Origin of the sequence: Burkholderia sp. Bp9143, from assembly GCF_003853645.1 — a bacterium.
Taxonomy (GTDB): domain Bacteria; phylum Pseudomonadota; class Gammaproteobacteria; order Burkholderiales; family Burkholderiaceae; genus Burkholderia.
The window spans coordinates 41,977-56,678 of the sequence record NZ_QTPO01000026.1; the positions used below are offsets into that span (position 1 = coordinate 41,977).

At 64.0% G+C, this 14,702-nt stretch carries 20 protein-coding genes; 8 read left to right on the top strand and 12 right to left on the bottom strand.

Features of this window, described 5'->3' with window-relative positions; translation table 11 throughout:
• Positions 1–933 carry an ornithine cyclodeaminase family protein gene (locus DIE23_RS20370; RefSeq protein WP_124613778.1) on the top strand — a complete coding sequence of 311 codons (933 nt, stop codon included), beginning with the start codon at positions 1–3 and terminating at the stop codon, positions 931–933.
• 148 nt (positions 934–1,081) lie between these two features.
• On the opposite strand, the gene DIE23_RS20375 is transcribed toward DIE23_RS20370, so the two are convergent.
• The 4 genes from DIE23_RS20375 to DIE23_RS20385 form a co-directional block, all read right to left on the bottom strand.
• Entirely contained in the window at positions 1,082–2,209 is a 1,128-nt protein-coding gene (locus DIE23_RS20375) for an aminotransferase class V-fold PLP-dependent enzyme (RefSeq protein WP_124613779.1), read from the bottom strand.
• Positions 2,210–2,320: 111 nt separating this feature from the next.
• Positions 2,321–2,671, bottom strand: coding sequence for a hypothetical protein (locus tag DIE23_RS40735; protein ID WP_311767823.1), 351 nt, complete (start codon positions 2,669–2,671; stop codon positions 2,321–2,323).
• Complete coding sequence (locus DIE23_RS40740) at positions 2,578–2,946, bottom strand: LysE family transporter (protein ID WP_311767824.1); 369 nt, start codon at positions 2,944–2,946, stop codon at positions 2,578–2,580. The genes DIE23_RS40735 and DIE23_RS40740 overlap by 94 nt, the downstream gene beginning before the upstream one ends.
• A 407-nt stretch (positions 2,947–3,353) precedes the next feature.
• Positions 3,354–4,391: a GlxA family transcriptional regulator gene (locus DIE23_RS20385; RefSeq protein ID WP_124613780.1), complete on the bottom strand. Its 1,038-nt coding sequence runs from the start codon at positions 4,389–4,391 to the stop codon at positions 3,354–3,356.
• A 98-nt stretch (positions 4,392–4,489) separates the two neighbouring features.
• Between DIE23_RS20385 and DIE23_RS20390 the strand changes: the two genes are divergently transcribed.
• The 3 genes from DIE23_RS20390 (at position 4,490) to DIE23_RS20400 (ending at position 6,476) form a co-directional block, all read left to right on the top strand.
• The gene (locus tag DIE23_RS20390) at positions 4,490–4,966 is read left to right on the top strand and encodes a hypothetical protein (protein WP_124613781.1); all 477 of its coding nucleotides are present in this window, start codon (positions 4,490–4,492) and stop codon (positions 4,964–4,966) included.
• Positions 4,947–5,348 (top strand): muconolactone Delta-isomerase family protein, encoded by a 402-nt coding sequence (locus DIE23_RS20395; protein ID WP_260436119.1) that lies wholly within the window; start codon positions 4,947–4,949, stop codon positions 5,346–5,348. The genes DIE23_RS20390 and DIE23_RS20395 overlap by 20 nt, the downstream gene beginning before the upstream one ends.
• A gap of 153 nt (positions 5,349–5,501) precedes the next feature.
• The gene (locus DIE23_RS20400) at positions 5,502–6,476 is read left to right on the top strand and encodes an alpha/beta fold hydrolase (protein WP_124613782.1); all 975 of its coding nucleotides are present in this window, start codon (positions 5,502–5,504) and stop codon (positions 6,474–6,476) included.
• Positions 6,477–6,552: 76 nt separating this feature from the next.
• Here the strand turns inward: DIE23_RS20400 and DIE23_RS20405 are convergent, their stop codons facing one another.
• Positions 6,553–7,470, bottom strand: a complete 918-nt coding sequence (locus DIE23_RS20405; protein ID WP_124613783.1) for a LysR family transcriptional regulator — start codon at positions 7,468–7,470, stop codon at positions 6,553–6,555.
• A gap of 141 nt (positions 7,471–7,611) precedes the next feature.
• Here DIE23_RS20405 and DIE23_RS20410 point away from each other — a divergent pair, with 141 nt between their 5' ends.
• The 3 genes from DIE23_RS20410 (at position 7,612) to DIE23_RS40840 (ending at position 8,900) form a co-directional block, all read left to right on the top strand.
• Positions 7,612–8,376 carry an SDR family NAD(P)-dependent oxidoreductase gene (locus DIE23_RS20410; RefSeq protein ID WP_124613784.1) on the top strand — a complete coding sequence of 255 codons (765 nt, stop codon included), beginning with the start codon at positions 7,612–7,614 and terminating at the stop codon, positions 8,374–8,376.
• Positions 8,377–8,464: 88 nt separating this feature from the next.
• Positions 8,465–8,692, top strand: coding sequence for a hypothetical protein (locus DIE23_RS40240; protein ID WP_409364244.1), 228 nt, complete (start codon positions 8,465–8,467; stop codon positions 8,690–8,692).
• Complete coding sequence (locus DIE23_RS40840; RefSeq protein ID WP_409364243.1) at positions 8,631–8,900, top strand: pirin family protein; 270 nt, start codon at positions 8,631–8,633, stop codon at positions 8,898–8,900. The genes DIE23_RS40240 and DIE23_RS40840 overlap by 62 nt, the downstream gene beginning before the upstream one ends.
• On the opposite strand, the gene DIE23_RS20420 is transcribed toward DIE23_RS40840, so the two are convergent.
• The 7 genes from DIE23_RS20420 to DIE23_RS20455 form a co-directional block, all read right to left on the bottom strand.
• A complete protein-coding gene (locus tag DIE23_RS20420) occupies positions 8,785–9,162 on the bottom strand; it encodes a RidA family protein (RefSeq protein ID WP_124613785.1) in 378 nt (125 codons plus the stop codon). The two genes, DIE23_RS40840 and DIE23_RS20420, sit on opposite strands and share 116 nt — an antisense overlap.
• A 299-nt stretch (positions 9,163–9,461) precedes the next feature.
• Positions 9,462–9,926 carry a cytochrome c gene (locus tag DIE23_RS20430; protein ID WP_260436120.1) on the bottom strand — a complete coding sequence of 155 codons (465 nt, stop codon included), beginning with the start codon at positions 9,924–9,926 and terminating at the stop codon, positions 9,462–9,464.
• Positions 9,927–9,988: 62 nt separating this feature from the next.
• Complete coding sequence (locus DIE23_RS20435) at positions 9,989–10,489, bottom strand: cytochrome c (RefSeq protein ID WP_124613787.1); 501 nt, start codon at positions 10,487–10,489, stop codon at positions 9,989–9,991.
• Positions 10,486–11,031 carry a methylamine dehydrogenase light chain gene (locus DIE23_RS20440; protein WP_044847763.1) on the bottom strand — a complete coding sequence of 182 codons (546 nt, stop codon included), beginning with the start codon at positions 11,029–11,031 and terminating at the stop codon, positions 10,486–10,488. The genes DIE23_RS20435 and DIE23_RS20440 overlap by 4 nt, the downstream gene beginning before the upstream one ends.
• A gap of 39 nt (positions 11,032–11,070) precedes the next feature.
• Complete coding sequence (gene mauD / locus DIE23_RS20445) at positions 11,071–11,706, bottom strand: methylamine dehydrogenase accessory protein MauD (protein WP_124613788.1); 636 nt, start codon at positions 11,704–11,706, stop codon at positions 11,071–11,073.
• Complete coding sequence (locus DIE23_RS20450) at positions 11,703–12,257, bottom strand: MauE/DoxX family redox-associated membrane protein (RefSeq protein WP_124613789.1); 555 nt, start codon at positions 12,255–12,257, stop codon at positions 11,703–11,705. The genes mauD and DIE23_RS20450 overlap by 4 nt, the downstream gene beginning before the upstream one ends.
• A 7-nt stretch (positions 12,258–12,264) precedes the next feature.
• Positions 12,265–13,422 (bottom strand): amine dehydrogenase large subunit, encoded by a 1,158-nt coding sequence (locus DIE23_RS20455; protein ID WP_124613790.1) that lies wholly within the window; start codon positions 13,420–13,422, stop codon positions 12,265–12,267.
• Between the two features lie 241 nt (positions 13,423–13,663).
• On the opposite strand from DIE23_RS20455, the gene DIE23_RS20460 reads away from it, so the two are divergent.
• Positions 13,664–14,626, top strand: a complete 963-nt coding sequence (locus tag DIE23_RS20460) for a helix-turn-helix domain-containing protein (RefSeq protein ID WP_124613791.1) — start codon at positions 13,664–13,666, stop codon at positions 14,624–14,626.
• Positions 14,627–14,702: the final 76 nt, after the last annotated feature.

Here is a 14,702-nt window from a genome sequence, read left to right on the forward strand (position 1 = left end):
ATGCAAACCATTTCGGCGGAGCAGATCAGGTCGGTACTGGATTGGGACGGCGTTCTCGACGCGCTGCAGGACGGGCATGCCGGTTCACGGCCCATCGGTGACAGTTATTTCATCGGGGATGCGAGCCTTGGCTTGTTCAGCCGCGGCGTCATTCTGCCGGGCAAGGGCGCCGGGTTCAAAATTGCCTCCCTCTTTCCCGCCAATAGCCTGGCGAGTCCGCCCTTGCCGACGGAGCAGGCTGCGTTTCTGGTTCTGGACGAGCGGACCAAAGGCATCGTCGCCATGCTCGACGGCCCGGAAATCACGCGATGGAAGACAGCGGCCGATTCCGCGCTGGCGGCAAGGAAACTGAGTCGCGAGAACAGCGAGGTCCTTCTCGTCCTGGGTGCGGGGCCGGTCGCAAGATCGTTGACGGATGCCTATCTCCACATCCGTCCGTCCATCCGTCAAGTGTTGTTGTGGAATCGCACGCCGTCCAGGCTCGATGCCGTGCGCTCGGAACTCGAGGCGCGAAACATCGAGGTCTGCGTCGTCGAAGACGTGGATGCCGCCGTGGCCCGCGCAGACATCATTACCGCAGCCACCAGCACGTCCAAGCCGGTGATTCGAGGCGAGTTCGTGCGCCCCGGTACCCATGTCGATCTGGTGGGCGGGTATCGGTCGGATATGCAGGAGGCCGATTGCGATGTGCTCAAGGGTGCGCGCATCTTCGTGGATGACCGCGAGAATGCCGCGCAATCCGGTGATATCCAGATTCCGATGCAGACGCAAGCGATACAAGAGAATGATATCGAAGGAGACCTATTCGATCTGTGCCGGATATCGGCGTTTCATCGTTCGGCAGAAGAGCGCACGGTTTATAAAAATGCGGGAGGTGCGCACCTGGATCTCATCGTCAGCCAGTACGTTGTCGAACGGCTGCAATCGCTCTGAATGAATTGCCGCAAAAGCCGATGGTTGACGTGCGCTGCAAGCGCACCGGAGCCAGATTCGGAAGTTCAGGCGGCGCATTTGATCGAGTCGTTGGCATCGACGTCTTCGCTTCATGCGCCGCCATGTACCGTTACACCGAATCGACGCTCTACAGAACGCGCTCCAGCGCGCTCGCAAATCGCGCGACCGCCGCGTCAACGTCATGCAGCTTGTCGAGACCGAACAAGCCGATGCGGAAGGTCTTGAAATCCGCCGGCTCGTCGCATTGCAGCGGCACGCCGGCCGCGATCTGCATGCCGACATCGGCGAATTTCTTGCCGGACCGGATGTCGTCATCGTCGGTGTAGCTGACCACGACGCCCGGCGCCTCAAAGCCTTCCGCGGCAACGCTCCTGAACCCCTTCTCGGCCAACAACGCGCGAATCCGCGTGCCGAGTTCGAGCTGTTCCGCCCTCACCTTGTCGAAGCCGTACGCTTCCGTTTCCTTGATGACGTCGCGCAGCGTCGCGAGGCTGTCCGTGGGCATCGTCGCGTGGTACGCGAACCCGCCGTTCTCATACGCTTCCATGATCTGCAGCCACTTGCGCAGATCGCAGGCAAAACTGGTGCTGGTCGTCGCGTCGATTCGCTCGCGCGCGAGCGGGCTGAGCATCACCAGCGCACAACCCGGCGACGCACTCCAGCCCTTTTGCGGCGCGCTGATCAGCACGTCGACACCGCTCTTCTCCATATCGACCCAGATCGTGCCGGATGCGATGCAATCCAGCACGAACATGCCGCCGACCGCATGCACGGCGTCGGCCACCGCGCGCAGATACGTATCGGGCAACATCATCCCGGATGCGGTTTCGACGTGCGGAGCGAAGACCAGATCCGGCTTGTGCTCCTGAATCGCGGCGACGACTTCCTCGATCGGGGCCGGCGCAAACGCCGCCTGCCGGCCTGATTCGACCGGGCGCGCCTTCAACACGATCGACTCGGACGGAATGCTCCCCATGTCGAAAATCTGCGACCAGCGGAAGCTGAACCAGCCGTTGCGGATGACCAGACACTTCTTGTTCGTCGCGAACTGCCGGGCCACGGCTTCCATGCCGAAGGTCCCGCTGCCCGGGACGATGACGGCCGCCTTCGCGTTGTAGACCTGCTTCAGCGCCGCGGAAATATCGCGCATGACGCCCTGAAAGCGCTGCGACATGTGATTGATCGACCGGTCGGTGTACACCACCGAATATTCGAGGAGCCCGTCGCGGTCGACATCGGGAAGTAATCCTGGCACGTTCGCCTCCGGTAAAGGATGAAGCATGGGATGGGCGCGAGCGGTATTCGCGAGTGGATACCGCTGCACCGAGGCAAGGCTGCATTTTGCCTAGATGACGACCGATTCTAACTAAAGCTGTCTACCGGTTGGGAATTTCGGTGATTGCATGATGCACCGCGAATCCGCGCGGCTGCCGGGCGATGCCCGGCGTCGGCCGCCGCATCGGCGCGACGCCAGAAGCTCGATGCCGGCGATCCCGAACACGACGGCCAGGCCCCCTTCCAGCGTGCGGCGGGTCCGCCCGTCGATCCGTCGAACCGACTCCGTCGAGAACAACAACGCACAACTGCCGAACACCACACGTCCGATCGTCGGACAGCCCGCAATCAACGCACCGTGGGGCGAACTGGCACTGTTCGACGACAGCGCAACGATCGAAACCCATACGAGAATGGCCTTCGGATTGGTGAGATGGAGCATCGCGCCACGCGAGTAGAGGCTCTTCGATGTTGGGGAGCGCGCCGGTCCGATACGACCGGGAGGGCCGTCGCGAGCGCATTGTGTCCCGATTTAAAGGCCAGCCACCACAGATACAAACTGCCGAAAATCCTGATTGCAATGATGAACCGGGAGTAGCCGATCAGCGCTGCCGATACGCCCAGCATTGCCATCGTTGCCCAGAACATCGAGCCCGAGAAAACACCGAGCGAGAACATCAACGCCGCCTTTCGGCCGTGAATGGCCGCTTTGGACATGATTGCGAGATTGCTCGGCCCGGGCTCGCGGTACCGACGAAAAAGGCTGCATAGGCGAGCAGCAGGTCTGTCGCGAAATAGACATTGGACGCCATGTTCGAGCTCCAGTAACGGAAGTTCGCCCGATCATCGGGTATCGGCACACTGGCCGAAAGTTGCGATCTTGCCATCTGTCGGGGAATATCGGACACGCCCCCGGCGAGCATGAACACCCGGTACAGTGCAATGGGCGAGCGCTCCGCCGCGTGCCTGGCGAATTGAAACAGGCGAACGTATCCCGCTCGTGTCCGAAAGTCGGCTATGTGCATGCGGACGTATCCCCGGCCGTTTCCCGTACATCGGGATACGAAATGAAGTGCGGCGCGGCCGGAGCAATGACACGAGCGGCCGCGTGACGTCGCGCGGCCTCAACCGCCCTGGTTGCCTGGGTCAGTTTCCTCGCGCGTCGCCGCCGCACGCGAAAACTGCATCTGATATTCGCTTGGCGACAATCCGGTCTTGCGCTTGAACAGCTGCCGAAACGTGCTGACATCGCCATACCCGACGCGCTGGCTCACGGCCTCGAGCCCGATCGGCCGCGTTTCCAGCAGACGTTTCGCCACCTCGACGCGCAGGTTCTGCAGATACGTCAACGGCGCGAGCCCGAGGGCTTCCTTGAAACGGCGATTGAGCGTGCGTTCGCTGACGGCGAGCGATGCGGCCAGATCGCTCAGCAGGAACCCTTGCTGCAACGTGGCCTCCATCCGCTGCTGCGCGCGCGCGACGAGCTGATCGGTATGCCCGTGCTCATCGAGCAGTGTGGCAAAGGAAGCCTGCGACGTGCGACTCATGTCGATCAACAGCGCCTTCGCGGTCATTGCGGCGAGTTCTTTGCCGGCGAACGCTTCCACGAGGCGCACGGCCAGATTGAGATAGGACGTCACGGAGCCGCCTGAGAGGATGCCGTCCTGCTCGAGCAGCAACTCATTCGCGCGAACCTCGACACGCGGATAGCGACGCGCGAAATCCCTTGCTCTCGCCCAGTGCGTCGTTGCGGCGCGGCCATCCAGCAGGCCCGCCTCGGCGAGCAGGTAATTGGCCGTGCAATATGCCGCCAGCATGGCGCCCGCCTTGCGTTGGCGCCTCAGCGCGGAAGACAGTTCGTTCAACTGCTCGCGGCGCCCGATGAACTCGTCGATGCGCGAGAAAAACGGGGCGGTCAGCAGAATGGCGTCCGCCCGTTTGCGCGGGTCGATTCTGCCGTCGACGGGGATGATCTGGCCCGACGCCGCCGTGACGGGGTGTCCGTCGAGCGACTCCACACGCCATACGAACGACGGTGCGGATCTCGTACCCGGCGCTGCCCTGCGCGCATGGAACTGGTTCGCAGCGCTGAAGACGTCGACAGGCCCCGCGACGCCGGACGCGAGAATTCCGTCATAGACCCAGATGCGGATCATCGCCATTGAATGTCCGAATTTCCTCGAATAGTGGCGATTTTGCCACTTCCGGGCGCATGAGTAAACAGCGACCATGGCGACACCCGATCAACGGAGCAATCGACATGAAATTCAACGACACGGCCCCCGTGATGACACCCGCCGGGGGTCCGCCGCTGTGGCTGGCAAGCCTCGCCGAAAACGCGACGCTGGAAGCCACCGTCCTGAAACGCCCGATCGAGGGACGAGCCAATATTCTCTCCGTGATCAAACATGCGGTCTCGCTCTACGAATTCCAGCAGCACACCTACAAGGGCATGGTTGGCGACGGTCTGTATCTGGAATCCTATCAATCACGGGTTCACGGCGTGCCGATCGAGACCGTCGTCGTCGCACATGTGAACGAACACGGCGAAACGGACGCCGTGGTCATCAATCATCGCTCGCTCGATGCCGCGCTCCTGTTCTCGCAGCTGATGAGCGAGCGCGTCGACGAGCGCTTCCGAGCGAACTATCTGTCTGCACCGGACGCAGTCGCGCTGAATGCGGCATCCATGTCACCGCAGTGCCCTCGGACACATGATGAAACGCCTTCTTATTGACCTGACGACAGCGTTCCTGCTGCTCGCTTTTTCTGGAGTTCCCATGGCACAACCCGCTCCGATGCCAACCACGCCCACCACGAAGATATTGGCGATTGGCACCTTCCCGCCGGGCACGGACATGCAACACGTCCAAACCATTCTTCCGACCGAAGTTCGCGAGACGGCGCAGCTCTACCTCGATGGCAAGATCGACCAGTGGTATTCACTGCAAGACCAGGCTGGCGTGGCGTTCATCCTGAACGTGACCGACGTCGGTCAAGCGCATCAAATGCTGGAGGAACTCCCGTTGGGCAAGGCACACTTGATGACGTTCACGCTGCTTCCGATCGGCCCACTGAAGCCGTTGAGCAAGCTTTTGAATCCCCCTTCCCCTCGATAGACAGCACTGGAACGCATCGGGCTGATGCGTCACCCGATTCGATCAAAGCCACAGAGAGAAATGCGGTGTACTGCTTTTTGCGCCCCATGGAATTCCGAAGCGGCAACGCGCAATTTGCCTGCCGCAATGTCACACTGAAGGAGAGCCACGATCATGTTCAAACCCGTCACGAAAGCGATTCTCTTCCCCGCAGGCGCTGCGGGTACTGCTGCATGCTCGATCGTGCCCGCGTCTTCGGCATCGGCGCCAAAGGTTGCTGTTGGCGAGTTGCAGGTCAATGCCGACATCACGCTGCGCCATATGGTCTACCGTCCCGCTCATCCGAAGGGTACCGTCCTGTTCCTGCACGGCTTCCCGGAGACAATGTATGCGTGGAAGCCGATTGCCGAAGCCTTGTCCAGCGACTACGAGGTGCATGCGTTCGACTGGCCGGGCTACGGGCAGTCGTCGCGCCCACGCGCCGATCGCTTTTCCTACGCGCCGAAGGACTATGCCCGCGTGCTGGAAGACTATATCCACGCGTCCGGCCTCGATCGTTCGAATCTGGTGATTTATGCGACGGATATCGGCGCGCTGCCTGCACTGCTGGCAGCCTTGGAGCAACCGGATATTGCGAGGCAAATCATCGTTGGCGACTTTGCCCCATTCAACCGGCCGCAATATATGTACGAAAGCCTGCAGGCGCTGAAGTCGCAGCCTTCGTCCAACCTCGTGCATGCGGCAATGAATAATAATCGCGATGAAATCCTCGCAAACACGTTTTTCCGCGGCATGTCGGACCGGGCGCGCTACGCGTTGCCCAAGGAATTCACGGATGACATAGCGAAAGGGTGGGACGGCGAACTCACGGCGGCGGACGCATTCTTCCACTACTACTCGTGCTTCACGCGAGATCAGGACTACTTCGAAGCCAATATGGCAACGCTGAAAGTCCCGGTGAAGGTGGTGTGGGGCGAGCAGGATATCTATATCAAGAAGGAAATGGGCATCGAGTACGCGAACCGTAATGGTGTGGCGCTTTCGATTCTCCCTGGACTCGGCCACTTTCCGCATCTGCAGGCGCCCGACCAGACGGCAAACGAAGTCCGTGCCGCGTTCAGCGCAGTTGGCAATCGGGTGAGCGACTAGCGCGCGTGGCAACCCGACGCCGTACGAATGTCGAGGAATGCCCCCTTCCGACTCGCCGATTCGGTCGGTCAACCGTTCACCGCGACCATCGCCACGACGGTTCGGACAGGTGTTCGGCGAAGTAGTCGGACAATGCGGCGACCTTCGCCGGACGCGCGCGCGCCGACGGCGTGACGAAATAGAGGCCGCCCTTCGTCAGCGACCAGTCGGTCAGGATCGCTTCAAGGCGGCCGTCGGCGAGGTATTCGCCGGCGATGAACTCGGGCAGTTCCGCGATCGCCAGACCCGCGAGCAGCGTCGGCAGCAACGCATCGGCATTCGTCACGCGCAGCGGACCGTTCGGCATGACGGGCTCTTCCTCGCCCGCGGCGTTCGAGAAGCGCCACACATCGCTATGTGCCCGATACGCGTACGACAGGCACGGCCGCTCCATCAGCTCGCGGGGATGCGCGGGCCGCCCTTCGCGCTTCAGATACGCCGGCGACGCCACCACGTATTGCGTTACCGCACACAACCGTCGCGCCACCAGTGACGAATCCGGCAGCGCCGCAATACGTAACGCAGCGTCGAATCCGTCGGCGATCAGGTCGACTGTCGCATCCGACAGATGCAGGTCGACCGACACTTCCGGATACGCTCGAAAGAAGCCGGGTAGCAGCGGCGCGACCCAGCGCAACCCGAACGACATCGGCACGGCCAGCCGCACGAGCCCGCGCGGCTGCACGGCCATCTCGCGCGCGGCGCTCTCCGCCTCTTCGGCGTGGCGATACACCTCGCCGGCCTTTTCGCAGATCGTCCGGCCGAACTCGGTGAGCGCCAGCTGGCGCGAGGTACGGTTGAACAGCCGCCCTCCCAGGCGGTCTTCCAAGCGGGCCACGCCGCGCGAGACTGTCGCGACGGACACCCCCATCGCGCGCGCCGCGGCCGCGAACGACCCCTCCTCCGCGACCTTTGCAAACATCGCGAGCCCTTCGAAATCAGGCAGCCTGGCCATTTCGCCTCATCTTTTCATTTATGCAACGTTAACTTGCAATCAATTCTATTTCGAAACGAAAGGGGCGTCGATATTCTCCTTACATCGCAGCACGCAGCACCGAACGCAGTCATCCACGTATCGAACGAAAGGAGAAACACCATGGCACGCAAACTCGACAACAAGATCGCACTCGTTACCGGCGCAACCAGCGGCATCGGCCTCGCCGCCGCCCGGCGCTTCGCAGTTGAAGGCGCGCACGTCTACGTCACCGGCCGGCGCCAGGCCGAACTCGATGCCGCGGTCGAGGCGATCCGCGAAAACGGCGGCAGCGCGACAGGCGTACGCGTCGACTCCACGAAACTCGACGAACTCGACGCGCTGTATGCGCAAATCAACGAGGAACACGGGCACCTCGATGTGCTGTTCGCGAATGCGGGCGGCGGTTCGATGCTGCCGTTCGGCAGCATCACGGAAGAACACTTCGATGACACGTTCGATCGCAACGTGAAGGGCGTGCTGTTCACGGTGCAAAAGGCGTTGCCGCTGCTCGCCGAGGGTGCATCCGTGATACTCACCGGTTCGACGGCAGGCAGCGCCGGCACCGCCGCATTCAGCGTGTATTCGGCTTCGAAGGCCGCGGTGCGTGCATTCGCACGCAGCTGGATTCTCGATCTCAAGGAGCGCCGCATCCGCGTGAACACGATCAGCCCGGGCGCGACCCGCACGCCGGGCCTGCTCGACCTCGCCGGCCAGGACGCCGCGCAGCGACAAGGCCTCGCCGACTACCTGGCTGCGCAGATTCCGATGGGACGCCTGGGCGAGCCGGACGAGATCGCGGGTGCGGCATTGTTCCTCGCGTCGGACGACGCGAGCTTCGTGAACGGCATCGAACTGTTCGTCGACGGCGGCCAGCAGCAGATCTGAACGGAGCGCGAACGCACCGGGCGCGGAGGCGGTCTTCGACGATCGTTTCGGCGCCCGCTGCCCCCGCGCGCTCGCCCGGACGCACACCATGATCGAACATCGTGCCTTCCTGTCGTTCGGGGTGGTCAGACGCGAGTGGCTCGACACGCGGCTGCAGTTCCGTTTTGGCGAGTTCGGACACGCCGACCACGCGCCGCCCGGCGCACTTCACGTGTGGAGCGACGATGCATTCGTCGCCGCGCTCGCGGTTCGGCATGCACGCTCACCGGGACGTCGAGATCGTGACATGGGTGCGCTCAGGCGCCATCACGTATGAAGACGATGCGGGCAACCGCGCGCGACGACACGGATGTCGTGATGGTCGAACTCCTCGGGTAAAGCCGGCCGGCCTCAACACGCTGTCGGCGCTCAAGACCTGCAGGCAATCGCCTCGATCTCGATCCTGGTACCGACCATGTTCGTCGCCTGCAAGGTCGATCGTGACGGCTTGTTGCCCGGGAAGAACTCCGCATAGACACGATTGAATTCCGCGAAGTCGCGCGTGTCCTCGAGCCAGACGGTGGTTTTCACCACGTCGGCGAGTGTGCATCCCGCCAGCGAGAGTACGTGGGCCACGTTCTTCAATGTCTGACGCGTCTGCGCCTCGATCCCGCCTGCGACGAGGCTCCCATCTTCGTTTCTCGCCACCTGACCAGATACGAACACCAGATCGCCAGCTTGGGTCGCCAACGATCGGGGCAGGTTTCGAGTGACCGGATTGCGCTCTGCAAAGTATTCGATCGCCATTTGAGCCTCCCACGATCCATTCGACGCCGCTGTCGGCTAACGAAAACGAGCGTAACGCGGAAATGGCGCGCTGCCAATTCGGTATTCTCGATCGGGAAGCCGCTACGCACCGCCCCTCGACCAGTTCGGCCTGTTCGGCACGCCGCGGCACCCTGTCAGCGTGATGCGCATTTCCGGTGCGGCCAGCCGGATCCTCGGCGTCGTGCTCATCCGCGCGTGACGACGGCACGGGATACCGCGCCGCCCAGAACAACGGGCACCTGTCGTTTCCCGTACCGACGCTGCGTTGAAGACGTCAATCAGTACCGATCCGACACCCCCTCGATCCCGCGCTCATGCAGCGCACGAACCAGCCCGGCACGTACCGTCGCGACATCCGAAAACGCCGGCCGTCGATGCGCGGCGACTTCGGCCGCGGTATAAGGCTTGAAATCGCGCGGCAGCGCATCGCGGTTCATCGTCGTGAGCACCCAGTTGAGCACGTCGGCGAGATCCTTGTCCGACAGCGCCGAATTCGACGCGCCGGGCACGCGCATCACGTACTCGCGCCCCGCCGGCAGATGCGTGAAATAGCCAAGCGAGTTCGCGAGCGGCGGCACCTTGCCCGGAATACCGCCGCCCGTCGCCGTGTGGCAGCCCATGCAGTTGAGCACCCAGTGCTGTCGCGCGAGTGCGGCGTCGTTCACGCCGTCGGCATGTGCGGGTACGGCCATCGCACATGCCGCGGCAGCAACCGCCAGCATGGAAGACAGACGGCGTGTCATGAACGCCCCGATCCGCAACGCCACCGCACGCTGGCCGCCACGACACCGATCGCACACGGCATTCACAGCCCCAGCCCCTTCGTCACGACCGCACGTTGCGCGTGAACGGCCGTGCCGTCCATCTCCTTCGCACGCACCGCGCGGATGTCGGCTGCCGTGAACGGCTTCGCGTCGCCGTGCTTGTCGTTGAGATCGAACACGACATAGTTGAGCACGTTCGCGATGTCGTCATCGCTCACACTCGCGAACGACGGCATCTTGAAGTTGTAGCGCTTGTCGTGCACCTCGATCTCGCCGAACATCCCGTGCAACAGCGTCGCGACGAGCTGCGCGCGGCCCGCGTCGGCCGTCGCGTACTTGCCCGGATACTCGGTCAGCGGCGGCGCAAGGCCGTCCTGTCCCTTGCCGCCCGCCTGGTGGCACACCGCGCACTGCGCGTCGAACAGGCTCTTGCCCGCCGGGTAATGGGCGGCCTGCTGCGCGCCGGCAAAACCCGGCAACGCAAAACCCGCGACAACCGCGACCCACGCGACGACGATCTTTCCAGCTTGCTTCACTTTCATTGCTTTGCCGCTCCCAGCAGGACCGAAACCGAACAGTGGTAATTCGAATTGCCGTTCGCCATGCACCAGTTGATGTCGTTGTTCAGCGACAGCTTGTACAACGGCTTCTCGCGCTCGTTGCGGTTGCAGAAGCACTTGCCGCACGACGTCTTGCCGCAGCAGTCGTTGTACGACACGATGTAGTCCGAACCGTCGTGCGGGTTGCGGCAGGTACCGATCCACGTGATCGGCGACGGCGTCGTGCCCGGCGGGCAGCTGCTCGACGTGCCACCGCAGCAGCTGCACAGCCAGCCGTCGATCGCGCAGTATTTCCAGTAATCGCAGCTCATCGGATCGTCGCTCGCGCCCGACGCGGCGGCACCGGATGCCGCCGATGCGCCGGACGCCGCATCCGCCGCATACGCGGTGCGGTCGACCGGCAGGAGCGGCAGCATCGCCGACCCCACCAGCACCTTGCCGAGCTTCGCCATCGCACTGCGCCGCGAACTATGCTGCGCGACGCCGCGCGCCGACCGCTCGAACCATGAATCAAACAGGCCCATGTCGTTGTTCTCCGTTGACGTTGAAAGAGGGGCGGCCGATCACGCGTGCCGCGCGTGCTTTTCGTGGCCGCCGTGGTCGTGATCGCCGTGCACGAACTGCTGCAGCGATGCCACGCCACGCTCCTTCGCTTCGAACAGGCTCTCGAGATGCTCGCGGGTGTTGACGAGACCCTTCGCGCGCACCGTACCGGTGTCGTCGAGCAGCACCGCGTACGGCAGCTTGCCGATCTGGTACGCGAGGCCGAGCTCCTGCGACAGCACGTACGGGAAACGCGCGAGGTCGTGTTTCCGCGCGAAGCGCGTGTGTTCGTCGCGATCGCCGTCGCTCGCGAGCACGATGTTCACCGGCGTCGATTCGCTCGCCTGCAGCGACGGCAACAACGGCAGCAGCTTCTTGCAGACCGGGCACGTCGGCGACAGGAAGAACAGCAGCGTCGCCTTGCCCGACGCATCGACGCCGCCAACCTTCACCTGCGAGCCGCGAATGTCGGTCAGCTCAAACGTCGGCGCGATCGCGCCGACCGCCGGGCCCTTGTCGATCATCAGCGCGCCGGCCGGCATGATGCGTTCGTACAGGATGCCGATCTGGCGCACGAGCGCGAGGCAGATCGCGCCGAGCGCGAGAACGGCGACCCACAGCAAGGCGGTGGAAACGGTGAGAGCGGTTTGCATCATGAATTCCTCAGATGGGAAAGGCGCGGTACGTTGGCGAGCAGCACGTCGACGGTGAGCAGCGCGCAGACGATCAGCAGCACGAAAGAGAACAGCGTCAGATAGTCGAACCACACGACCGCGCGGCTGCCCGGCTCGACGAGCGCGGCCGCCGCCAGCACGACGAGCAGCAGCACGCGGGCGACATGCAGCCAGCCGATGCCGCGCGGCGCATCCGCGCGCGCGGCGGCAAAACCGGAACAGCCACAGTCGATATCGGTATGGCCGCGCAGGATGTTGATCGTCATGCCGGCCGCGAAGACGAGCAGCAACGCGATCAGGCCGAGCGCGCCGGTCATGCGCGTATCGGGAAACAACAGCGCCGCGGCGCAGACGGCTTCCGCGAGCGGAATCGCGAACGCGACAGGCGCGGTGAGCGCATCGGGCAGCAGGCGATAGCCGGCAAGCGCCTGCCGGAACGCCGCGGGCCGGCGCATCTTCGCGAAGGCGCCGAGCAGCACGACGACGGCCGCGCCGGCCTGCGCGCTGGTGGCGAGTACGGGATCGAGCGTCATCGCGGCCTCACGGGTTCACGAGCAGCGTCGGCGTGCTGCCGATCTGCTTCTCGACGTGCTGCGGCTTGCCGGTGCGCGCGTCCATCACGACGAGATCGGACGTGCCCGTCAGCCCGTAGAACAGCGGCTTGTCATCCTCGCTGACCTGGATCGACACGAGCGGATCGACCTTCTGCTGCACGAGATCCCAGCGCGCGACGCGCTGTTTCGTCTTCAGGTCGTAGACCCACACCTGCGTGCCCGGATCCTTGTGCGTGCCATCGCCGCCCTTGTGCATCAGCACGTAGTAGCGGTGCTGCTTGACCTGCACGGCCGTCTGCTGCATGCCGCCCGGGCGCCAGCCTTCGGCGCGCTCGGTTGCGGTCAGCAACGACCATGGCTTGCCGAACACCGGGTTGTCGCCGCTGAAATCGGCGCTGCGCACGTTGCCGTGGTACGTCGTGAACAGATAGCCGCCGTCGTAGCGCGACGCGTTGATGAAGGCCGGATCGTTGTCGACGTCGATGAACGCATCGGACATCGTGCGCTTCACCTCCTTGCCGTTCGCGTCGAGCGTGACAGTCAGCGCCTTGCCGCTTTCGCACAGCGCGGTGAAGCGGTCGCTCCCCGACGGATACGCGAGCACGCATGCCGCGGTGTCGATCTCCGACAGCACCTTCTTCGACACCGCGTCGATCACCGTCACCGACGCGGCCGGCGTGATGTTCGCGACGTACAGCCGCTTGCCGTCCGCGCTGAACGCGGTGTTGTACGGCGACGGCACGTGCTGCCCGTGCTTCGCCGGAATCACGATCTCGCCGGTGTGATCGAGCGTCGTGTTGTCGGTCATCTCGACGACGTCGGTGCGCGTGCCGTGCGAGCCGCGCGCGAAATAGGTCGTCGCGATGAAGCTCGTCTTGTGGTCGGGCGAAATCGCGAGGCCGGGCGCGAAGCCGCCGTCGATCTGGCCGAGCAGCTTCTTCGCGTCGGCGTCGTACACGAAGATGCGCCCGTCGGTCATCGTCGGCATCGCGATATCGACCACGTATACCTCGTGCGGATGCCACGGCGGCATCTTCTGCACGACCAGTTCCTCGGGCTTTTCCGTCGCGTCTGCGCTGCCGGCCCACGCCGCCGCGAACGCCAGCGTCGCCGCGAAAACCGCGGTGCGTCGCCTTGTTCTCATGTCGCCTCCAGTTGGGATTCACGTTATGTGGGGCGACTGTAGTTCGACAATAAATCCGATCAGCACCCGGACCGGCAACGCGTGCGTGCCGATTCGGGATATTGGAAAACCGCCTGAAAGGCACTTGCGGCGCACACCATCCGACCCCTCCAAAACCCCCGGAGGAATAGCGCTCATCCGTATTGCACCGACCGCTCGGTCGGTTTAATCTTGCGCGGTCCGAACGACCGCCGGAGGCGCCGTGCTCGTGTTTCACCAGATGTTCGACGACGCAGACCGGCATGCCGAGGCGCTGCGCGGCTGGGATCAGCGTTACGACCAGATCGGCTCCGGCTCGTATCGCAGCGCGGTCAAGCACGTGGAGCTCGACGGCGTGCAGCTATTCCAGGAAGCGGCGAACGTGCGCATCATCCAGCGCGGGCGCCTGCCGCCCGGCCATACGATATTCGGGATGCCGCTCACCGGCTCGGGCACCTTCGCATTCGGCGATGCGCGCATCGAGCGCGGCACGATCGTGATGGCGCGCGGCGGCGCGCCTTTCGAACTGCATTCACCCGACGACATGTCGTTGATCGGCGTGGTCGTCGATCCCGAGCTGATGCAGCAGATCGAGGATGTCGCCGACGTCCGGCTCGACGAGCGCGCGCTGCGGCGCGGCGTCGTCGATGTGCCGGTCGCCGCGCGCGAACGCGCGAGCCTGCAGTTCGCGACACTGCTCGAACGCGTGCTGTCGGCACCCGACCGATTCGACGCGGCGCGTGCGCAGTCCGAGTTGCGCGGCGATGTCGCCAACGTGCTCATCGATCTCCTCACCTACCGGATGCCCGAGCCGCCGAACCGCCTCACGCATGCGTGCCACGCCGACATCGTGCGGCGCGTGCACGACTACGTGATCGAGCACCCGGAGGCGCCCGTCGACATCCTGAGCCTGTGCACGCAGCTGCGCGTGAGCCGGCGCACGATGCAGAACAGCTTCCAGTCGGTCGCGCAGACCGGTCCGCTGAACTACACACGCTCGCTGCGCCTCGCGCAGGTGCGACGCCTCCTGCTCGACACGCGGCAGTCCGACCTGCCGATCAGCGAGGCGGCCGCGCGCTGGGGCTTCATCCATCTCGGGCATTTCGCGAACGCGTACAAGGCCCAGTTCGGCGAACTGCCTTCGACGACGGCGCGCCGGACGGTGCGCGGCGCAAAAACGCGCTGAGCGCCGGCAAAACCCGCCATAATCCGTTGTTGAACGTTCGGCTCCCGCGAGCCGGACGCGGTGTGCGCGTGCCGGC

Coding starts and splice junctions, on each gene's coding strand:
- DIE23_RS20450 (WP_124613789.1), bottom strand. CDS start 12,257: ATGACGCTCGATCCCGTACTCGCCACCAGCGCGCAGGCCGGCGCGGCC.
- mauD (WP_124613788.1), bottom strand. CDS start 11,706: ATGATGCAAACCGCTCTCACCGTTTCCACCGCCTTGCTGTGGGTCGCC.
- DIE23_RS40735 (WP_311767823.1), bottom strand. CDS start 2,671: ATGCTCCATCTCACCAATCCGAAGGCCATTCTCGTATGGGTTTCGATC.
- DIE23_RS20420 (WP_124613785.1), bottom strand. CDS start 9,162: ATGGCGATCGAATACTTTGCAGAGCGCAATCCGGTCACTCGAAACCTG.
- DIE23_RS40240 (WP_409364244.1), top strand. CDS start 8,465: ATGATCGAACATCGTGCCTTCCTGTCGTTCGGGGTGGTCAGACGCGAG.
- DIE23_RS20385 (WP_124613780.1), bottom strand. CDS start 4,391: ATGGCGATGATCCGCATCTGGGTCTATGACGGAATTCTCGCGTCCGGC.
- DIE23_RS20395 (WP_260436119.1), top strand. CDS start 4,947: ATGAAACGCCTTCTTATTGACCTGACGACAGCGTTCCTGCTGCTCGCT.
- DIE23_RS20455 (WP_124613790.1), bottom strand. CDS start 13,422: ATGAGAACAAGGCGACGCACCGCGGTTTTCGCGGCGACGCTGGCGTTC.
- DIE23_RS20390 (WP_124613781.1), top strand. CDS start 4,490: ATGAAATTCAACGACACGGCCCCCGTGATGACACCCGCCGGGGGTCCG.
- DIE23_RS20440 (WP_044847763.1), bottom strand. CDS start 11,031: ATGGGCCTGTTTGATTCATGGTTCGAGCGGTCGGCGCGCGGCGTCGCG.
- DIE23_RS20405 (WP_124613783.1), bottom strand. CDS start 7,470: ATGGCCAGGCTGCCTGATTTCGAAGGGCTCGCGATGTTTGCAAAGGTC.
- DIE23_RS40840 (WP_409364243.1), top strand. CDS start 8,631: ATGCACGCTCACCGGGACGTCGAGATCGTGACATGGGTGCGCTCAGGC.
- DIE23_RS20400 (WP_124613782.1), top strand. CDS start 5,502: ATGTTCAAACCCGTCACGAAAGCGATTCTCTTCCCCGCAGGCGCTGCG.
- DIE23_RS40740 (WP_311767824.1), bottom strand. CDS start 2,946: ATGTCCAAAGCGGCCATTCACGGCCGAAAGGCGGCGTTGATGTTCTCG.
- DIE23_RS20435 (WP_124613787.1), bottom strand. CDS start 10,489: ATGAAAGTGAAGCAAGCTGGAAAGATCGTCGTCGCGTGGGTCGCGGTT.
- DIE23_RS20430 (WP_260436120.1), bottom strand. CDS start 9,926: ATGACACGCCGTCTGTCTTCCATGCTGGCGGTTGCTGCCGCGGCATGT.
- DIE23_RS20370 (WP_124613778.1), top strand. CDS start 1: ATGCAAACCATTTCGGCGGAGCAGATCAGGTCGGTACTGGATTGGGAC.
- DIE23_RS20410 (WP_124613784.1), top strand. CDS start 7,612: ATGGCACGCAAACTCGACAACAAGATCGCACTCGTTACCGGCGCAACC.